We start from the raw sequence: 19,812 nt of genomic DNA, 5'->3' as shown, positions 1-19,812 counted from the left end.
ACAAGATCAGAATGCTGTTTGCAATGAAAAAAGCTAAAAACTGATCAAACACAACAAAGGAAATGGAGGCATTTAGGCAAATGGGAAACGTTAGAAGAGTATATGTAGAAAAGAAAGAACCATATGCGGTACATGCAAAAGAATTAAAAGAAGAGATCAAGCGTTATCTTGGTATTAAAGATCTTACCAATGTTCGTGTACTGATCCGTTATGATATTGAGAATTTAAGTGATGCAACATATAAGCTGGCATTACAAACTGTTTTTTCAGAGCCGCCGGTTGACGAGTATTATGAAGAAGATTTTACTTGTGCACAGGATGCGGTTGTCTTTTCTGTGGAATATCTTCCGGGACAGTTTGATCAGCGTGCCGATTCTGCTGAGCAGTGTGTGAAGTTATTGAATGAAAAAGAGACACCTGTGATCCGTTCGGCAACAACCTATGTATTGGAAGGCAAGTTCAGTGAGGATGATATCGCTCGTATCAAAGATTATTGTATCAACCCGGTAGATTCTCGTGAAACAGATGAAAAGAAACCGGATACATTGGTTCAGAATTTTGAAGAACCTGCTGATGTTGCGATTTTTGAAGGCTTTAAAGATATGTCGGAAGACAAGTTAAAAGAATTGTATGATTCTTTAAATCTTGCCATGACGTTCAAAGATTTTTTACATATTCAGAACTATTTTGCAAACGAAGAAAAAAGAGATCCATCCGTTACAGAAATCCGTGTATTGGATACGTATTGGTCAGATCACTGCCGCCATACAACATTTTCAACTGAATTAAAGAATGTTACATTTGATGATGGCTTTTATAAAGAGCCGATCGAGCATACTTTTGATGAATACAAAGAAGCTCATAAAGAAATGTTTGCCGGAAGAAATGATAAATTCATTTCTCTGATGGATATTGCTTTAATGGCAATGCGTAAGCTTAAAAAAGCAGGAAAACTTGATGATATGGAAGAATCGGACGAGATTAATGCATGTTCGATCGTTGTGCCGGTTGAAATTGATGGAAAAGAAGAAGAATGGCTGGTATTTTTTAAGAATGAGACTCATAACCATCCAACAGAGATTGAGCCGTTTGGTGGTGCGGCTACCTGTCTTGGCGGTGCAATCCGTGACCCGTTATCAGGCCGTGGTTATGTTTATCAGGCAATGCGTGTGACCGGTGCAGCCGATCCGACCGTATCAATGAAAGATACATTAAAAGGAAAGCTTCCACAAAGAAAGATCGTGACCGGTGCAGCACATGGATACAGTTCTTATGGTAACCAGATCGGTCTTGCAACCGGACTGGTCAATGAAATCTATCATCCAAACTATGTTGCAAAACGAATGGAAATCGGTGCTGTTATGGGTGCTGCTCCACGTCGTAACGTAATTCGTGAGAATAGTGATCCGGGTGACGTGATCATACTTCTTGGTGGTCGTACCGGTCGCGATGGTATCGGTGGAGCAACCGGTTCATCAAAAGCACATACGACAAAGTCGATCGATGTATGCGGTGCGGAAGTACAGAAAGGTAATGCACCGACAGAGCGTAAGATCCAGCGTTTGTTTAGAAGAGCAGAAGTTAGTTCGATCATTAAGAAATGCAATGACTTTGGTGCCGGTGGTGTATCTGTTGCGATTGGTGAACTTGCCGACGGTTTGAAAGTTAATCTGGATAAGGTGCCAAAGAAATATGCAGGTCTTGATGGTACAGAGCTTGCTATTTCAGAATCACAGGAAAGAATGGCAGTCGTTGTTGATCCAAAAGATGCGGATAAGATGCTTGCATTTGCAGAAGAAGAAAACTTAGAGGCAGTAGTAGTTGCTAAAGTAACAAAAGAGCCTAGACTTGTTCTTTCATGGAGAGGCAAAGTAATCGTTGATATTGCCAGAGCATTCTTAGATACCAATGGTGCACACCAGGAGACTGATGTTCGTGTAACCATGCCGGAAGAGAAGGCAAATTATTTTGAGGAAAAGAAAGATGTTTCTGATATCAAAAAAGCATGGTTAGACACGATGAATGATTTGAATGTCTGCTCACAAAAAGGTTTAGTAGAGATGTTTGACAGTTCGATCGGTGCATCTACGGTAGTAATGCCTTATGGCGGTAAGACACAGCTTACACCGATCCAGACAATGGTTGCAAAACTTCCTGTATTAGAGGGCAAATGTGATACCGTAACCATGATGAGTTATGGTATGGATCCATATCTTACAAGCTGGAGTCCATATCATGGTGCAGTATATGCGGTAGTATCTTCTGTTGCAAAAATCGTTGCTGCAGGTGGTGATTTTAGCAAGGTCCGTCTGACATTCCAGGAATATTTCCGTCGTCTTGGAGAAGATGCAGCACGCTGGGGCGAGCCAATGGCAGCATTGCTTGGAGCATATGATGTTCAGATGAAGTTAGGTCTGCCTTCTATCGGTGGTAAAGATAGTATGTCAGGAACATTTGATAAGATTGATGTTCCTCCTACATTATGTTCTTTTGCTGTTGATGTAGCTAAGATTCAGGATGTTGTTACACCGGAATTAAAGAAAGCAGGCAATGTATTAGTAGAGTTCCATATTCAGAGAGACCAGTATGATCTTCCAAAATATGATGCATTGATGGATATGTATCATAAGATTACGGAAATGATTCATAACAAACTGATCGTATCTTCTTATGCGATCGGATTTGGTGGCATTTGTGAAGCTGTCAGCAAGATGGCATTCGGTAATGAACTTGGTGTTACGATCGATCAGAATCTTTCAAAGGAAGATTTGTTTGCAAAAGAATATGGTTCTATCATTGCAGAAGTAGCAAAAGAAGATCTTGATAAGATTACAGCAGAGTATACTGTTATCGGTACGGTGACAGAAGAAGCGATCTTTAACGTATATGGAACGGTAATCTCTATGGATGAAACACTTGATCAGTGGAAAGAAAGATTAGAAGGCGTATTCCCAACAAGATCTAATGTTGAAAATACAAAGTTAGAAGACAAACTATTTGATGCAAAAAAGGTATATACAGCAAAGAATAAGATTGCACGTCCAAAGGTATTTGTTCCGGTATTCCCTGGTACAAACTGTGAATATGATACCGGTAAAGCGTTTGAACTTGCCGGAGCAGATGTAAATACGGTTGTATTTAAGAACATGACAGAAAGCCAGATCGTAGAATCTGTCAATGCTTTTGAAAAAGCGATCAAAGATTCCCAGATCCTGATGTTCTCCGGTGGATTTAGTGCCGGTGATGAGCCGGATGGTTCTGCAAAATTTATTGCATCAATCTTTAGAAACCCTAAGATCATGGATGCAGTTCATGAATTATTACAGAAACGTGATGGTCTGGCACTTGGTATCTGTAATGGTTTCCAGGCTTTGATCAAATTAGGTCTTGTACCGTATGGTGAGATTAAACCACAGACAGAAAATGCACCTACTCTGACAACAAACAGCATTGGACGACATATTTCGAAGTCAGTATATACCAAGGTTTGCACAAACCAGTCTCCATGGCTGATGAAAGCAGAATTAGGTGGGGTATATGCTATTCCGGCTTCTCATGGTGAAGGACGTTTTGTTGCAAGCAAAGAAATGATCGAGTCGCTTTTCGCAAATGGTCAGGTTGCTACAAGATACGTGGATCTGCAGGGAAATCCTACTATGGATGAGGACTTTAATCCAAATGGTTCTTATGCAGCAATCGAAGGTATTACAAGTCCGGATGGCCGTGTACTTGGTAAGATGGCACATTCTGAGCGTATCGGTGATGGTGTTGCATTGAATATTTATGGTAACCAGAACCAGCATATCTTTGAATCAGGTGTAGAATACTTTAAATAATCCTATGAGAAAAAATATATTTGTTAAATTATTTGCCATATTATGTATCTTTGTCGTATTGGCAGTTGTATTAAAATATCAGTTACGGGATCAGGATGACGGAGTAATCAGCTCTTCGAATGTTGCATCCGAAAAGAATGTTGACATGTCAAATGGTATCAGTAATGCTTTGGTGGATCATGCAGATATTACGATCAAAAAAGTAGATGGAATGTCATCGGATTTTATTCGTGGTCTTGATCTGTCAGAAGTGATTGCACAGGAAAAGAGCGGTGTCCGTTATTTTGATCAAAACGGAATGGAAAAAGATATTTTCCGGATTGTCTCGGAAAGTGGGATCAATTGTATTAAAGTACGCGTCTGGAAAGATCCGTATGACAAACAGCATCGCTCTTATGGCGGTGGTAATTGTGATCTGGACAATGCAGTCACGATCGCAAAAAGAAGTTCCCGTTATGGTCTAAAATTAATGGTTATGATTGCCTATTCTGATTTTTATACAAGTGATGGTTTGCAAAGAGTACCAAAAAGCTGGGAAAAAATGGATTTTAAAACAAAAGAAAAAGCAGTAGCAGCCTATACGACACAGGTACTTGAAAAGATACAAAAAGCAGGTGGTCTGATCGGACTGATTCAGATTGGAAATGAAACCAACGAACAGTTCATTGGAGAAAAATCACCGAAGCGAATTGCAAAATTATTAAAAACGGCTTCTAATGCAGCTGATGAATTTACTAAAAAACATCATTCCAAAGCAAAGATTGTAATGGATTTTGCAAATCCGGAGGATCAGAATTTAAGTGAATATGCAGAGTTGCTGCATGAAAATGATGTTCCTTATGATATCTTTGCCACAACATATTATGCCTGCTGGAACGGAACATTAAAAAATCTGACCAGACAGTTAAAAGAGATCAGTGAAGGATATGATAAAGAAGTTATGGTAGCGGAAACTTCATATCCGTATACGCTGCTTGATTCGGATGGAATGCCAAATTCGATCGATAATAAGGATGTTTTAGTTAAAGGGTATGCTGCGAGTCCGCAGGGACAGGGCAAAATGATCCGCGATGTGATCGATGCCGTTGTAAAGTGCGGTAATGGCGGTGTCGGTGTTGTATATGCAGACGCAGCATGGATCACGGTAGGAAATGATTATAATACCAATCCTGCTATCTGGGAACAGTTTGGTTCTGGATGGAAAAGCCAATATGCAGCATCCTATGATAAAAGTATTGAGGCAGTCACAGAGGGGAGCGATGTAGATAATGAAGCTTTATTTGATCGTCGAGGGAAAGTATTACCAACGATCAATGCGTTTGCTTATGCCTATTCGGGTTCGGTTAAGGATAAATAGGATTTGTATACGGTCTGCTTTTCATTATAAATAAACAGAAAAATTCTATTTTATAGAAAAATAAAAACAGAAAAAATTCTATTTTATAGAAAAATGTGTTGACAAGTATATTAGTTTGATGTAGAATGGTCATTGTGTTCGGCAAAAGAACATAGTGATGCACGAGTGGCTCAGTGGTGGAGTATCGCCTTGCCAAGGCGAGGGTCGCGGGTTCGAATCCCGTCTCGTGCTTAGGAGTTAATCCTAGATAATTACATAACGGTCTGTATGCATAGTGAGGTATGCACGAGTGGCTCAGTGGTGGAGTATCGCCTTGCCAAGGCGAGGGTCGCGGGTTCGAATCCCGTCTCGTGCTTTAGGAGTAATCCTTAGATGCAATCAATGATGCATACAGCTATATGCACGAGTGGCTCAGTGGTGGAGTATCGCCTTGCCAAGGCGAGGGTCGCGGGTTCGAATCCCGTCTCGTGCTTTTTTTATACCCAAAATTTCATAAAAGGGTTCAAAAAGGATATCGGAAAAGAAAGGGGTTTCGAGATGAAGAGAAAAGTAGCAGTTGTATTAACGAGTTTGTTCCTACTGATCGTAGGAGTGTATTATTATGCACTGTTCCCGGCAATCAATATTCATGAAGTGTATTTCTGGGGAACTGCATTCTGGATCTGTATTGTGCTTGGAGCAATTTTTGCATCCCGGCTTTTAAAAAGAATGTTTAAGGGACAGAAGATGCACTTTAAGACAGAAATGCAGCATCTTTCCGGAGTAAGTAAATTTTTCCTTCTGCTTGCATTAGCGATTGTTACTGTTTTTGTAGTGGGATCTTTGATGGGAAGTACCTTTTTACGTGCAAAATCATATGCTTCTTTATTGAAGGTAGAAGAAAAAGATTTTGCAACAGATATTGCACAGTCTGATAAGGTGACAGATATTGCATTGATGGATACACAGAGTGCCCGCGTGTTTGGTAATCGAAAGATTGGTTCTCTATCAGATGTTGTCAGCCAGTACGAAGTAGAAAAAGACTATACACAGATCAGCATTAAAAAATCACCAATGAAGGTTTCAAGTCTGAAATACGCAAGCTTTTTTAAGTGGTTTAATAATAGAGATAAAGGTATTCCTGGCTATGTTAAGGTTAATCCGATCAATTCTAATGCAGAATATGTTGCATTAAAAGAAGGGATGAAATATGTTCCATCTGCTTATTTTAATTATAATCTGCAGCGCCATGTTCAATTCAGATATCCGACGAAGATCATTTCAGGGTATCATTTTGAGATTGATGACAGTGGAAATCCATATTATATCTGTCCTACATTGACAGCAAAGATCGGACTTTTTGGAGGCATGGATGTCAATGGTGTGATCATTTGTAATCCGATCAATGGAAAATGTAAATATTATAAAATAAACGAAATACCATCTTGGGTGGATTATGTTTATGATGGAGATCTTTTAATAAGAAAATACGATTGGAAAGGTTCTCTTTCTAACGGTTTCTGGAACAGCATTATCGGGCAGAAAGGCTGTCGTCAGGCAACAGATGATTATGGTTATAAGATCATTGGAGATGATGTATGGATCTATACCGGTGTTACTTCTGTTACAGGTGACCAGTCTAATATAGGCTTTGTCTTGATGAACCAGAGGACTTCCGAGGCAAAATATTATAAAGTATCTGGAGCGGAAGAACATTCGGCAATGGATTCTGCGGAAGGTGAAGTGCAGGAAAAGGGCTATAAAGCATCGTTCCCAAGTTTGATCAATGTTAATGGAGAGCCAACTTACATTATGGTGTTAAAAGATGCAGCCGGATTAGTAAAAATGTATGCCATGGTTAATGTATCACAATACAATCTTGTTGCAACAGCAACAAGCCAGACGGAATTGTTTAAGAACTATAAGAAGCTTCTTGCGTCAGGTGGCAAAGGAATAAAAGATAAGAAGACAAGTAAGACGCAGACTATCACGATAGAAAGTGTTCAGTTTATTGATACGGAAGATGGTACAATGGTTTATATTAAGGATGCTGACCATCAGGTTTATAAAAAAGCATTTAAAGAAGATGAATCTCTGATCCTGCTTTCGCCAAATGATGTGATCGAAGTAACATATGAGCCAATGGACGATGGAATTCATATGTTGGATTCCTATAAGAATATAATGCAGCCAAGTGCAAGTCCTGATCCGAAAACACAGAGTTAAATGCATATGCCGTAATTGTCATTCCTGTAATGTGTAAAGGATTATCAAGAAACTTTTGAAAATAAACGGACGTTACACTTTGTTGTGAAATAGAAAACACACGTTTTTTATACAAAATCTACGAAATATATTCGAATTTCAGGTTATTTATATACATTTTAGAATTCTTCAATCCTAGTACATTGTATTTCTATTCGACAAGTATAGAATGATAAGTAAGTTAGGAAGAAAGGAATTTAAATCAATATGAGAGAGCGTTTGCAACGATTTATGCAAGGGAGATATGGCGTAGATCAGCTTAGTAATTTTATTGTTGTAGTTGCAGTTGTATTATTAGTGATTGAATTGTTCTTACCGTCTTTTAAGATACGTTCAATTGTAAATCTTGTGGCAGTTTGTATGCTTGTATATTCGTATTTTCGCATATTTTCAAGAAATCATTATAAGCGCTATGCAGAAAATGAAAGATTTTTAAAGTATTTTGTCAGAATACAAAGATGGTTTACAAAGAAACAAAGAAGATTTGCACAAAGGAAGACGCACCGTTTCTTTAAATGTCCATGCTGCAAACAATCCATTCGTGTGCCGAAAGGGAAAGGAAAGATTGCAATCACTTGTCCAAAGTGCTCGACAGAATTTATACGCAGATCATAGAAATGCATAGTGGAATAGTGTAAATGCAAAAGAAGTTTTAAAAGAAAGAAGGGGTTTTATGAGGGAAATGCGTTTCAAAATGGAACGTCCCGGACTGGTAGAACCGGGTCAGCAGGTTCATGTCAGTGAAAAAAAAGTTGCATTAAATTATACTTATATTATTGATCCTGCTGTTGCAATGTCAGGATGTTATAAAGTAAACCAGAGAATTCATACATCAGAAGGTGTTGTAAAAAATATTGAACATACCGAAAGAGGATATTATGTGATCGTAGAGTTTGATGAAGAGCCGATCGAAGAACAAAAGTAGCTTTATCAGAAAAATCAAAATATACAGGATTAAAGTAAAAGAAATCCGGCAAAAAGAAAGGAAAAATGATGTTAGAAAAAGGAATACGTGGAGAACAGACAGTAGTAGTGACAAAAGAATTATCGGCAAAGGAAATGGGAAGCGGTGAATTAATGGTCTATGCAACACCGGCCATGATTGCTTTGATGGAAAAGACAGCTTATACCAGTGTTGCTTCTGAATTAGAAGAAGGTATGGGAACCGTTGGTACTTTGATGAACGTATCTCATATAGCTGCGTCACCGATAGGAATGAAGATCCGTTGTGAGTCAGAGCTTGTAGAAGTAGAGGGAAGAAAACTTACTTTCAAAGTAGAAGCATATGATGAAACCGGAAAGATTGGTGAGGGAAAACATGAGCGCTTTATTGTAGCAAATGAAAAATTCCAGAGCAAAGCAGATGCAAAATTAGAAAAATAGAAAATATAATTCTAATTATAATGTGAAGCTGGAACGAAAAACAAAATAAAATTCAATAAATAGGAAAAGCCGAAAAGAAGCATGATGCAAATTAATCTGCATCATGCTTCTTTTTTGTTTTAAAACTGTATTTTGTTTTATTACCTGAAAATTTTTTGTTGTGCTAACTTTTTTTGCATTTTTTATGTCTGTAATGTAAAAAATGCAAAAAAGTTTGGATAGACATGTTCTTTAAACGGTATTACCGTTTATTACTACGTTTCCAGATATGCATCTTTTCAGCCTCTTTGATCAGCTGATCACGGAAATCAGGATGTGCTACAGAAATGATTGCTTCTGTTTTCTGCCATGCAGAAAGTCCTTTTAAATTTACGATACCATACTCTGTAACAAAGTAATGTACGTTTGCACGTGTATCCGTAACAATGGAACCATTATCCAAAGTTGGTTTGATACGTGATTCTACCGTACCGTCTTTTTTCTTGAAAGTAGAAGACATACAGATGAATGATTTTCCTCCGTTAGAAAGATAAGCACCCAGAACGAAGTCAAGCTGTCCACCGGCACCACTGATCTGTTTTGTACCTGCTGATTCTGCGTTAATCTGACCGTAAAGGTCTATATCGACTGCATTGTTGATTGACATGAAGTTATCTAATGCACTGATTTGGCGGATATCATTAGTATAATCAACCGGTGCACTCATGCATTCAGGATTTTCATTGACATAATCATACAGCTTTTGTGTTCCTGCACCAAATGCATATACCTGACGGCCTTTATCGATGTTTTTACGAAGACCTGTAATTTTACCGGCTTTTGCGATGTCAACAAAAGCATCGACATACATTTCCGTATGTACACCAAGATCTTTCAGATCAGATTCTGCGATCAGAGAACCTACTGCGTTTGGCATACCACCGATACCAAGTTGTAAGCAGGCACCATCAGGGATTTCGTTTACAATATATTTTGCAACAGCCTGATCGACATCTGTGGCAGGAGCGGCAGCACCCATCGATGCGATATCAGGATTAGATCCTTCTACGATCATATCCACCTGGCTGATATGAATGCTTTCTTCAAAACCACCAAGACAGCGAGGCATATTTTTGTTTACTTCTACAATGATCGTGTCGGCTTTTTCACAGCATGCAGCCATATGAGAAGCATTTGGTCCGAAGTTAAAGAAACCATGCTCGTCCATAGGAGCAACCTGGAACATCGCTACATTAGACGGTGTTTTGGAATCTCTGTAATATCTTGGAAGTTCTGAATAACGGATCGGAGCATAGAAAGAGAATCCCTCAGCAATCGCTCTTCTTTCAATACCACCCATATGCCATGAATTCCATGTCATATGTTCTGCAGGATTTTCAATCTCAAAAATAGCCGGTTTCCACATCAGAATACCACCACGAAAATTAACATCCGTAAGTTCCGTAAGTCTCTTTGCCATTGCCCGGTCAAGAGTTACCGGAGTGCCCGTACACCATCCATAATCTACCCAGTCACCGGATTTGACAGCCTTGACAGCTTCTTCGGCTGTTGTAAGCTTTTGGGTGTATAATGTTTTAAAATCCATAATTAACCTCATTTCTGCGATGCAAATTTAATAATGCTATCGTGAAGCACCGCTGTCACGATAGACATACATAGAAAAAACACAGATGCATGATAAAATCATCCTATCTTTGTATTTTTGTTCTATCTAATAAAATAACACTTTTGGGAAATCTTTTCAACAACCACGGTGTTTTCAACATGATATGGAAGATTTAGCGCCTTTTTTCGACATTTTCGATAAAGTGTTGACGAAAAACGCTTGATAAATTAGATGCTTTGATATATTATTAAGCAGTGGAGTACGATAATATAGCATTGTTATGTCTATATATTTAATCAATTAAGGAGGAATTAGAATTATGGCAAAGAAAGTAGTTTTGGCAGGCGCATGCCGTACTGCAATTGGTAAAATGGGTGGAGGTCTTAGCACAACTCCGGCACCTGTTTTAGGTTCTATCGTTATTAAAGAAGCTCTTAAGAGAGCAGGAGTTCCGGCTGATCAGGTTGATCACGTGTATATGGGTTGTGTTATCCAGGCCGGTTTAGGTCAGAACGTTGCACGTCAGGCTTCTCTCAAGGCTGGTCTGCCTATCGAGACTCCTGCGGTTACAGTAAATGTTGTTTGTGGTTCAGGTCTTAACTGTGTAAATATGGCAGCACAGATGATCGAATCAGGTAATGCAGATATCGTTGTTGCAGGTGGTATGGAAAATATGTCAATGGCTCCGTATGCTATGATGCAGGGACGTTTCGGATACCGTATGAACAATGGTAAGTTAATCGATACAATGGTTAATGATGCTTTATGGGATGCATTTAACCAGTATCACATGATGATCACAGCAGAGAACGTTGCTGAGCAGTGGGGACTTACTCGTGAAGAGTTAGATGAGTTTGCCGCAAACAGCCAGCAGAAGTGTGAAGCAGCTATTAAGGCAGGCGCATTTGATGATGAGATCGTTCCTGTAGAAGTTAAGACAAGAAAAGGTACTGTTGTATTTGATAAAGATGAGGGACCACGTCCTGGAACAACAGCAGAGAGTCTTTCAAAATTAAAATGCTGCTCAGGTAAAGAGGGCGGAATGGTTACAGCAGGTAACGCTTCAGGTATCAATGATGGTGCTGCTGCAATCGTTGTTATGAGCGAAGAAAAGGCAAAAGAATTAGGTGTTAAGCCTATGGCTACATTTGTTGCAGGTGCTCTTGGCGGTGTGGATCCTTCTATCATGGGTGTAGGTCCTGTTGCTTCTACTAAGAAAGTATTAGCTAAGACTGGTCTTACAATTGATGATTTTGATGTATATGAGGCAAATGAAGCATTCGCTGCACAGTCTGTAGCAGTTGGTAAAGATCTTCACTTTGATCTTTCTAAGTTAAATCCAAACGGTGGTGCGATCGCACTTGGTCATCCGGTTGGAGCTTCAGGATGCCGTATCCTTGTTACACTTCTTCATGAGATGCAGAAGATGGATGCTAAGAGAGGCCTTGCTACACTTTGTATCGGTGGCGGTATGGGCTGCAGCACAATCGTAGAGAGAGACTAATTTATAAAAAGGAGATTGACCGTTATGGATTTCATTTTATATGAAGTAGATGGAGCAGTTGCTACTATTACAATTAACCGTCCAAAGGCTTTAAATGCATTAAACAGTCAGGTTCTTGACGAGTTAAATGCTACATTAGATGCCGTAGATTTAGACACAGTAAGATGTCTGATTCTCACAGGTGCCGGAGATAAGTCATTTGTTGCCGGAGCTGATATCGGAGAGATGAGTACATTAACAAAAGCAGAAGGCGAAGCTTTCGGTAAAAAGGGAAATGATGTATTCCGTAAGTTAGAGACATTCCCAATTCCTGTTATTGCAGCAGTAAACGGATTTGCTCTTGGTGGCGGATGTGAGATTTCCATGAGCTGTGATATTCGTATCTGCTCTGAAAATGCAATGTTTGGACAGCCTGAAGTTGGCCTTGGTATTACACCTGGATTTGGTGGTACACAGAGACTTGCAAGAACAGTTGGTGTTGGTATGGCAAAGCAGATGATCTATAGTGCACGTAATATCAAAGCGGATGAAGCTTACCGTATTGGTCTTGTAAATGCTGTTTATCCTGCTGAGGAACTGATCCCGGCAGCTCAGAAGTTAGCTTCTACGATCGCAAAGAACGCTCCGATCGCTGTTCGTAATTGCAAGAAGGCAATCAACGATGGTCTTCAGGTAGATATGGATCAGGCAATCGTGATCGAAGAAAAGCTTTTCGGTGACTGTTTTGAAACAGAAGACCAGAAAGCCGGAATGGGTAATTTCTTAGAGAAAGATAAAGAAAAGAAGTTAAAGGTAGTTCCATTTAAGAACTGCTAATCAAAGCTTTTTAAAAGTGACAGAATAATCCTTTGCACTGGCATAGGATATATAATGTTACATATGGTAAAAATGGTGTTTTGTCTGTTTGCACTGTAATGACAGAACAAAAGAGATTTCTTATTGTTCTGTCATTACAGGCCGGCAGACAGATGAAGCATTGTTAAAATAAATGCAAAGAAGATTCTTTGCTTAATTAATGGAGGTAATAAAATGAAAGTTGGAGTAATTGGTGCAGGTACTATGGGTTCTGGCATTGCTCAGGCATTTGCTCAGACAGAAGGTTATGAAGTTTGCTTATGCGATATCAATGATGAATTTGCTGCAAACGGTAAGAATAAGATTGCAAAAGGTTTTGAAAAAAGAGTTGCAAAAGGAAAGATGGAGCAGGCTGCTGCTGACGCTATCCTTGCAAAAATCACAACAGGTACAAAAGAGATTTGTACAGATTGTGATCTGATCGTTGAAGCTGCTCTTGAAGTTATGGATATCAAGAAACAGACATTCAAAGAGTTACAGGATATCTGTAAGAAAGATTGTATCTTTGCTACAAATACATCTTCATTATCTGTTACAGAAATCGGTGCAGACATCGACAGACCTGTAATCGGTATGCACTTCTTCAATCCGGCTCCTGTAATGAAGCTGATCGAAGTAATCCGTGGTGAGAATACTACAGATGAAGTAAACGACAAGATTGTTGCAATTTCAAAAGAGATCGGTAAGACTCCTGTAGAAGTAAAAGAAGCTCCTGGCTTTGTTGTAAACAGAATTCTTATCCCAATGATCAACGAAGCAGTTGGTATCCTTGCAGATGGTGTTGCATCTGTTGAAGGTATTGATACAGCTATGCAGCTTGGCGCAAATCATCCAATGGGACCTTTAGCATTAGGTGACTTAGTTGGTCTTGATATCTGCCTCGCTATCATGGATGTACTTTACCATGAGACTGGTGATCCAAAATATCGTGCACACGTTCTTCTTAGAAAGATGGTTCGTGCCGGTAAGCTTGGTAGAAAGACTGGTATCGGTTTCTACGATTACAGTAAATAGATATAATTTGGAAAGGTGGTAAAACGAAGCATGGATTTTACATTAAGTAAACAGCATGAAATGGTTAGAAAGCTGTTCAAAGATTTTGCTGAAAACGAAGTTAAACCTATGGCTCAGGAAGTTGATGAGACAGAGCAGTTCCCTCTTGAGAACGTTCAGAAGATGGGAAAATTAGGATTTTTAGGTATTCCGGTTCCTAAGGAGTACGGTGGACAGGGTGCAGATATTTTATCTTACATCATGTGCGTAGAAGAGTTATCAAAAGTTTGTGCTACAACAGGTGTTGTTGTTTCTGCTCATACATCTCTTTGTGCAGATCCAATCTTAACATACGGTACAGAAGAGCAGAAACAGAAATACTTAGTTCCGCTTGCAAAGGGTGAGAAGATCGGTGCTTTCGGTCTTACAGAGCCGGGTGCAGGTACTGACGCACAGGGTGTTCAGACTAAGGCTGTTTTAGATGGTGATGAGTGGGTTCTTAACGGATCTAAGTGCTTCATTACAAACGGTAAATATGCTGACTTTTATATTATCATTGCTTACACTGATATCGTAGAAGACAGACGTGGAAGAAAGGTTAAGAAGTTCTCTGCATTTATCGTAGAGAAAGGAACACCTGGATTCACATTTGGTACAAAAGAAAAGAAGATGGGTATCCGTGGTTCAGCAACATATGAATTGATCTTCCAGGATTGCCGTATCCCTAAGGAGAACATTCTCGGACCTAGAGGAAAAGGTTTCCCTATCGCTATGCATACACTGGATGGTGGACGTATTGGTATCGCTGCTCAGGCTCTTGGTATTGCAGAGGGTGCTTTGGAAAGAACTATCGAGTATACAAAAGAAAGAAAGCAGTTTGGACGTGCTATTTCTGCTCAGCAGAATACTCAGTTCCAGCTTGCTAACATGGCAACAAAGGTAGAAGCTGCCAAAATGCTTGTATACAAGGCTGCTCTTAAGAAACAGGAATTTGCTGATGGTAAGAAAGTTTCTTATTCTGTAGAAGCTGCTATGGCTAAATTAGCTGCTGCAGAGGTTGCAATGGAAGTTACAACTAAGGCTGTTCAGTTATTTGGTGGTTATGGTTACATCAGAGAATATGATGTAGAACGTATGATGCGTGATGCTAAGATTACAGAAATTTACGAAGGAACATCTGAAGTTCAGCGTATGGTAATTTCTGGAAGCTTATTGAAATAATATTATAAAAGATAAGGAGTGACAAAGCCGTGAAGATAGTAGTATGTATTAAACAGGTTCCGGATACCAAAGGCGGAGTTAAATTCAATCCAGATGGTACTTTGGACAGAGGTGCTATGCTTACAATCATGAACCCAGATGACAAAGCTGGTTTGGAAGCAGCACTTAGATTAAAAGATGAAGTTGGTGCAGAAGTAACTGTATTAACAATGGGACTTCCAAAAGCAGATGAAGTGCTTCGTGAAGCTATGGCTATGGGCGCTGACAATGGAATCCTTGTAACTGACAGAGTTTTAGGTGGTGCTGATACTTGGGCTACATCAACGACTCTTGCCGGTGCACTTAGAAACATTGATTATGATTTGATCATTACAGGTCGTCAGGCTATTGATGGTGATACAGCACAGGTTGGTCCTCAGATCTCTGAGCACCTTGATATCCCTGTAATCTCTTATGCAAAAGCAATTAAGGTTGAGGGTGACAGTGTGATCGTTGAACGTCAGTATGATGATGGCTATCATGTAGTAAAGGCTAAGATGCCTTGCCTTGTTACAGCACTTTCAGAATTAAATGAGCCTCGTTATATGACTCCTGGTGGAATTTTCGATGCATTCGAAAAGGAAGTTACTGTTTGGGGAAGAGCTGATCTTAAAGATGTAGATGATTCAAACCTCGGTTTAGCAGGCTCACCTACAAAGATTGCTAAGGCTTCTGACAAGGTTAGAAAGGGAGCAGGCGAAAAGGTTGCTCTTGAAGCTGACGAAGCAGTAACATATATCATGGACAAGTTAAAAGAGAAACATGTAATCTAATAAATAAAGGAAAAGTGGTGACTAAAATGGGTTTAGAAGAATATAAGGGTGTCTATGTCTTTGCACAGCAGGTAGATAATGAATTAAGCGGAATTGCTTTTGAATTGCTTGGTAAAGCAAAAGAGCTTGCAAAGGATTTGAACACAGACGTTACAGCTATGTTATTAGGATCAGATGTAAAAGGTCTTGTAGACCAGTTAGCAGAATACGGTGCTGACAAAGTTATCGTTGTTGATGATCCTGAGTTAAAGAATTATAGAACAGAGCCATATGCACATGCAGTTGCATCTATTATCAACGAATACAAGCCTGAGATCGTATTAGTTGGTGCTACAGCAATCGGTAGAGATTTAGGTCCTAGAGTATCAGCCAGAGTAGCTACAGGTCTTACTGCTGACTGTACTGTACTTGAGATTGGTGATTTCCCAATCAATCCAATTCCTGGTAAAGAGCAGAAGCATAACCAGTTATTAATGACTCGTCCGGCATTCGGTGGAAACACGATCGCTACGATCGCTTGCCCGGACAATCGCCCTCAGATGGCTACAGTTCGTCCTGGTGTTATGCAGAAGATTGATCCAATTGCCGGAGCAAAAGCAGAAGTAATTGAATACAATCCAGGATTTACTCCAAACAACAAATATGTTGAGATCCTTGACATCGTTAAGGAAGTTTCTGATACGGTTGATATCATGGAAGCTAAGATCCTTGTATCTGGTGGACGTGGTGTAGGAAGTGCTGAAAACTTCAAGATGCTTCAGGATTTAGCTGATGTGATCGGTGGTACAGTAAGCTGTTCTCGTGCCGTAGTTGATAACGGCTGGATGCCTAAAGAGTTACAGGTAGGTCAGACAGGTAAGACTGTTCGTCCTAATGTATACTTTGCTATCGGTATTTCAGGTGCTATTCAGCATACAGCAGGTATGGAAGAGTCTGATATCATCATCGCGATCAACAAAGATGAGACAGCTCCAATCTTTGATGTGGCTGATTATGGTATCGTAGGCGACTTAAACAAGATCGTTCCAAAACTTACAGAAGCTTTAAAAGCAGTTGTAAAATAATAGCATAAATCCAGCATCAAACCGGATTTCCGGATAGATTTATGACGAAGGATATCATCAGATATTGATTTCATTCATATCTGATGATATTTCTTTTATAAAAAGGTTTATTGCTTTCTATTGAGACAGCAGACTGATCGGAATACTATTTTGATCAGGAAAAGAATACTTAAATAACAAGAACCCTTAGAAGGGATAAAAACAGGCTGATGGAATAAAATAGCGGGATTGTATGTACATTAGTATAAAAGCGCCTGGGAATGAGGAGTATTATGTTAAATTATCTTATATCATTTTTCTTTGGAATTATTGAAGGAATTACAGAATGGCTTCCGGTCAGCAGTACCGGACATATGATTTTATTTGATGAATTTGTGAAATTATCGATGTCAGATGACTTTAAAGAAATGTTTTTAATTGTAATTCAGTTAGGGGCTATCTTAGCGGTTGTTGTATTATTCTTTTGGGATATCTGGCCGTTTACAACACCACAGAAAGGCTTGATCAAAAAAGATAAGTTTTCAATGTGGTTTAAAATTGCCGTGGCATGTATTCCGGCAGTCATACTGGAATTATGTCTTGGCGATAAGATTGATGCAATGTTTTATAATTTTCAAACAGTTGCGATCATGCTGATCACCGTTGGTGTTTTATTTATCATTGTAGAAAACTGGAATAAAGGAAGAAGTGCAAGTGTGACAACGATTGATGAGATCAGTTACAAATACGCTTTTTATATTGGTATGTTTCAATTAGTCGCAGCATTGCTGCCCGGTACATCACGTTCCGGTGCAACGATCATCGGTGGCCTTGTCTTAGGATTATCCAGAACTGTTGCGGCAGAATTTACTTTTTATCTTGCAATTCCGGTTATGTTTGGAGCAAGTTTTATCAAAATGTTCGGATTTGGACTTCATTTTACCGGAACAGAGATCGGAGTATTATTGACCGGTACAATTACTGCATTTGTAGTATCGGTATTTGTGATCAAGTTTTTGATGGGATTTATCAAAAAGCATGACTTTAAAGTATTTGGCTGGTATCGTATCATTCTTGGTTTGATCGTTCTGGCATATTATTTTTTGCATTAATGAGAAAAATTTAGTTTAATTCATAGAATATTCATAGAATTTTACGAATGTGTGGTTGACATTGATTTTCAGTCAGTATATGCTAATACTGTTAGTGGGTATTTGATACCTACTACCCTTTTTTCAATTCATACCTAAGGCATCCTGTATCCGCAGGATGCCCCCTTTTTTATCCGGAACTTTTTATATGTATTAGAAATTATCTGCATCGCAGTGGCGTTTTAACGGAAATTACAAGAAATTTTTCGGTAAAGTTTCATGATACATCATACTTTTGAAAGCAAATTGTCATGATATGTTTTATGGAAAAGAAATGGCTCATATTTATGAAAAAGAAAAGGCTGCATTATGTTGACATTATTTTGGCTAGGGATTAAGATAGGGATAATGATTTGTAGTAGGAGGGAATACTATGGAATTTCAGAGAATAGGGAAAAATACCGTACAGTGCCATATGTCTGTAGAAGAGATGCAGGAGTACGGATTTGCGATAGAAGATTTTTTTACGGATCAGGAGAAATCCAGAGAATTTTTAGAGCAGCTTGTAGAGCGTGCAGAAGAAGAAGTCGGTTATGAGGTGGAAAGTGGAATGGTTTCCATGCAGCTTATGAAAATGCCGGACGAGTCTTTAGTAATCACATTTTCCGATCGTAGTGAAGAAGGCATTCAGGGAATGATGGAGCAGCTTCATAATCTGACAGAAATGATCGGTGAAGATGGAGAACTGACTCCGGAGGATATGGAAAATCTGGATGCAGTAAAAAAGGAGATTGCTGCTGCAAGAGAAAAAGCAGGCGATATGATGGATATAATACCAGATGCCGGACAAGAAAAGGCGAATAAGAAAGGGGCATCCAAAGATACTATCAAAGAGGGCTATGCTAAGCATGCACAGGAGATGGAAAAGAAATACATCGAAAAGCAGAAAAAAGAACAATCTGCTGCACGTATTTTCCGTTTCTCTTCTTTATCTATGGTAGAAAGCTTTGCACAGAGTCTTTCTTTAGAAAAGACAATTCCAAGTAAATTATACCAAGAAGAGGATACCGGAATGTGGTATCTGATGGTGAAAAAAGGAAAATTAAAACTGGAAGAATATATTGATGTTTGTGAACATTTGGGAGAATATGGTGTATTATGTTCGAAACAGCCATATGTGGATCAATATTGCAAAGAGCATTATCGCTGTATCATTCCAAAGCATGCATTGAAAAAAATCAAGGAATATGTGTAGAGGAGATTCCAAATGAAATATGATTTTGATCTGGAGAATCGAAAAGAAGCCAGAAAACAGCTGATTTACAAGATTCTACTGACGGTCGTTGAGATTGCGATCGTTATTTTTGCCGGGTTTGCAATTACGCACATTGGCATGGTTACATATACCGTATCCGGACAGAGTATGGCCCCGACATTAAAAAACGGAGACAAGATCTTAGTCAATAAAATATCATATCATTTACATTCTGTTAAAAGAAATGATGTTGTAGTCGTAGAACAGTCCGGTTCAGAACATAATTATTATACATCTGTCCGTATTATTGGTCTGCCCGGAGAAAAAGTACAGATAAAAGATGGAAAAGTCTATATTGATGGCAATAAATTAAATGAGAAATATCATTTTCCAAAGATGGAAAATGGTGGATTGGCATTAGAAGCGTTTACGTTAGATGATAACGAATATTTTGCATTATGTGATAACCGGAACAATTGTGAAGACAGTCGTAATGCGAACATAGGAAATATCATGAAAGAAAATATTGTTGGTAAGGCATGGATTCGAACAAACGGTTTGGAATTGATCGGTCATATTGACGCATTTAAGAAAAAGAAATAATAGAAAAGA

16 protein-coding genes and 3 tRNA genes are annotated in these 19,812 nt (G+C 39.0%); 18 read left to right on the top strand and 1 reads right to left on the bottom strand.

Annotated elements, in window-relative coordinates; genetic code table 11:
* Positions 1-80: 80 nt before the first annotated feature.
* The 9 genes from H8700_RS09255 to H8700_RS09215 all read left to right on the top strand — a co-directional run bounded on the left by H8700_RS09255 (position 81) and on the right by H8700_RS09215 (position 8,820).
* Positions 81-3,836 carry a phosphoribosylformylglycinamidine synthase gene (locus tag H8700_RS09255; protein WP_249305305.1) on the top strand — a complete coding sequence of 1,252 codons (3,756 nt, stop codon included), beginning with the start codon at positions 81-83 and terminating at the stop codon, positions 3,834-3,836.
* Positions 3,837-3,840: 4 nt separating this feature from the next.
* On the top strand, positions 3,841-5,193 hold the full coding sequence (locus tag H8700_RS09250) for a glycosyl hydrolase 53 family protein (RefSeq protein WP_249305304.1): 1,353 nt from the start codon (positions 3,841-3,843) through the stop codon (positions 5,191-5,193).
* Positions 5,194-5,352: 159 nt separating this feature from the next.
* Positions 5,353-5,424: transfer RNA gene (locus tag H8700_RS09245), tRNA-Gly, on the top strand.
* A 52-nt stretch (positions 5,425-5,476) separates the two neighbouring features.
* Positions 5,477-5,548: transfer RNA gene (locus H8700_RS09240), tRNA-Gly, on the top strand.
* 45 nt (positions 5,549-5,593) lie between these two features.
* Positions 5,594-5,665: transfer RNA gene (locus tag H8700_RS09235), tRNA-Gly, on the top strand.
* A gap of 65 nt (positions 5,666-5,730) precedes the next feature.
* Positions 5,731-7,398: a hypothetical protein gene (locus tag H8700_RS09230; RefSeq protein WP_249305303.1), complete on the top strand. Its 1,668-nt coding sequence runs from the start codon at positions 5,731-5,733 to the stop codon at positions 7,396-7,398.
* Positions 7,399-7,644: 246 nt separating this feature from the next.
* A complete protein-coding gene (locus H8700_RS09225) occupies positions 7,645-8,052 on the top strand; it encodes a hypothetical protein (protein ID WP_022140937.1) in 408 nt (135 codons plus the stop codon).
* 58 nt (positions 8,053-8,110) lie between these two features.
* Positions 8,111-8,362 (top strand): hypothetical protein, encoded by a 252-nt coding sequence (locus H8700_RS09220; protein ID WP_022140938.1) that lies wholly within the window; start codon positions 8,111-8,113, stop codon positions 8,360-8,362.
* A 68-nt stretch (positions 8,363-8,430) separates the two neighbouring features.
* The gene (locus H8700_RS09215) at positions 8,431-8,820 is read left to right on the top strand and encodes a thioesterase family protein (RefSeq protein ID WP_022140939.1); all 390 of its coding nucleotides are present in this window, start codon (positions 8,431-8,433) and stop codon (positions 8,818-8,820) included.
* A 241-nt stretch (positions 8,821-9,061) separates the two neighbouring features.
* On the opposite strand, the gene H8700_RS09210 is transcribed toward H8700_RS09215, so the two are convergent.
* Positions 9,062-10,405: a butyryl-CoA:acetate CoA-transferase gene (locus H8700_RS09210; protein WP_022140940.1), complete on the bottom strand. Its 1,344-nt coding sequence runs from the start codon at positions 10,403-10,405 to the stop codon at positions 9,062-9,064.
* Positions 10,406-10,745: 340 nt separating this feature from the next.
* Between H8700_RS09210 and H8700_RS09205 the strand changes: the two genes are divergently transcribed.
* The 9 genes from H8700_RS09205 (at position 10,746) to lepB (ending at position 19,803) form a co-directional block, all read left to right on the top strand.
* Positions 10,746-11,930, top strand: a complete 1,185-nt coding sequence (locus tag H8700_RS09205; protein WP_022140941.1) for an acetyl-CoA C-acetyltransferase — start codon at positions 10,746-10,748, stop codon at positions 11,928-11,930.
* A gap of 24 nt (positions 11,931-11,954) precedes the next feature.
* Positions 11,955-12,746, top strand: coding sequence for an enoyl-CoA hydratase-related protein (locus H8700_RS09200; RefSeq protein ID WP_022140942.1), 792 nt, complete (start codon positions 11,955-11,957; stop codon positions 12,744-12,746).
* Between the two features lie 213 nt (positions 12,747-12,959).
* Positions 12,960-13,799: a 3-hydroxyacyl-CoA dehydrogenase NAD-binding domain-containing protein gene (locus H8700_RS09195; RefSeq protein ID WP_249305302.1), complete on the top strand. Its 840-nt coding sequence runs from the start codon at positions 12,960-12,962 to the stop codon at positions 13,797-13,799.
* 30 nt (positions 13,800-13,829) lie between these two features.
* The gene (locus H8700_RS09190) at positions 13,830-14,999 is read left to right on the top strand and encodes an acyl-CoA dehydrogenase (RefSeq protein ID WP_022140944.1); all 1,170 of its coding nucleotides are present in this window, start codon (positions 13,830-13,832) and stop codon (positions 14,997-14,999) included.
* A gap of 29 nt (positions 15,000-15,028) precedes the next feature.
* Positions 15,029-15,811 carry an electron transfer flavoprotein subunit beta/FixA family protein gene (locus H8700_RS09185; RefSeq protein WP_022140945.1) on the top strand — a complete coding sequence of 261 codons (783 nt, stop codon included), beginning with the start codon at positions 15,029-15,031 and terminating at the stop codon, positions 15,809-15,811.
* A 26-nt stretch (positions 15,812-15,837) separates the two neighbouring features.
* Entirely contained in the window at positions 15,838-16,875 is a 1,038-nt protein-coding gene (locus tag H8700_RS09180; protein WP_022140946.1) for an electron transfer flavoprotein subunit alpha/FixB family protein, read from the top strand.
* A gap of 272 nt (positions 16,876-17,147) precedes the next feature.
* Positions 17,148-17,966 (top strand): undecaprenyl-diphosphate phosphatase, encoded by an 819-nt coding sequence (locus tag H8700_RS09175; protein ID WP_249305300.1) that lies wholly within the window; start codon positions 17,148-17,150, stop codon positions 17,964-17,966.
* Between the two features lie 412 nt (positions 17,967-18,378).
* The gene (locus H8700_RS09170) at positions 18,379-19,200 is read left to right on the top strand and encodes an adaptor protein MecA (protein WP_022140948.1); all 822 of its coding nucleotides are present in this window, start codon (positions 18,379-18,381) and stop codon (positions 19,198-19,200) included.
* A gap of 12 nt (positions 19,201-19,212) precedes the next feature.
* Positions 19,213-19,803 carry a signal peptidase I gene (gene lepB, locus H8700_RS09165; RefSeq protein ID WP_249305298.1) on the top strand — a complete coding sequence of 197 codons (591 nt, stop codon included), beginning with the start codon at positions 19,213-19,215 and terminating at the stop codon, positions 19,801-19,803.
* Positions 19,804-19,812 lie beyond the last annotated feature (9 nt).

It is taken from the genome of Jutongia hominis, from assembly GCF_014384965.1.
Lineage (GTDB): Bacteria > Bacillota > Clostridia > Lachnospirales > Lachnospiraceae > Butyribacter > Butyribacter hominis.
This window is presented reverse-complemented; position numbering and strand designations above follow the sequence as displayed.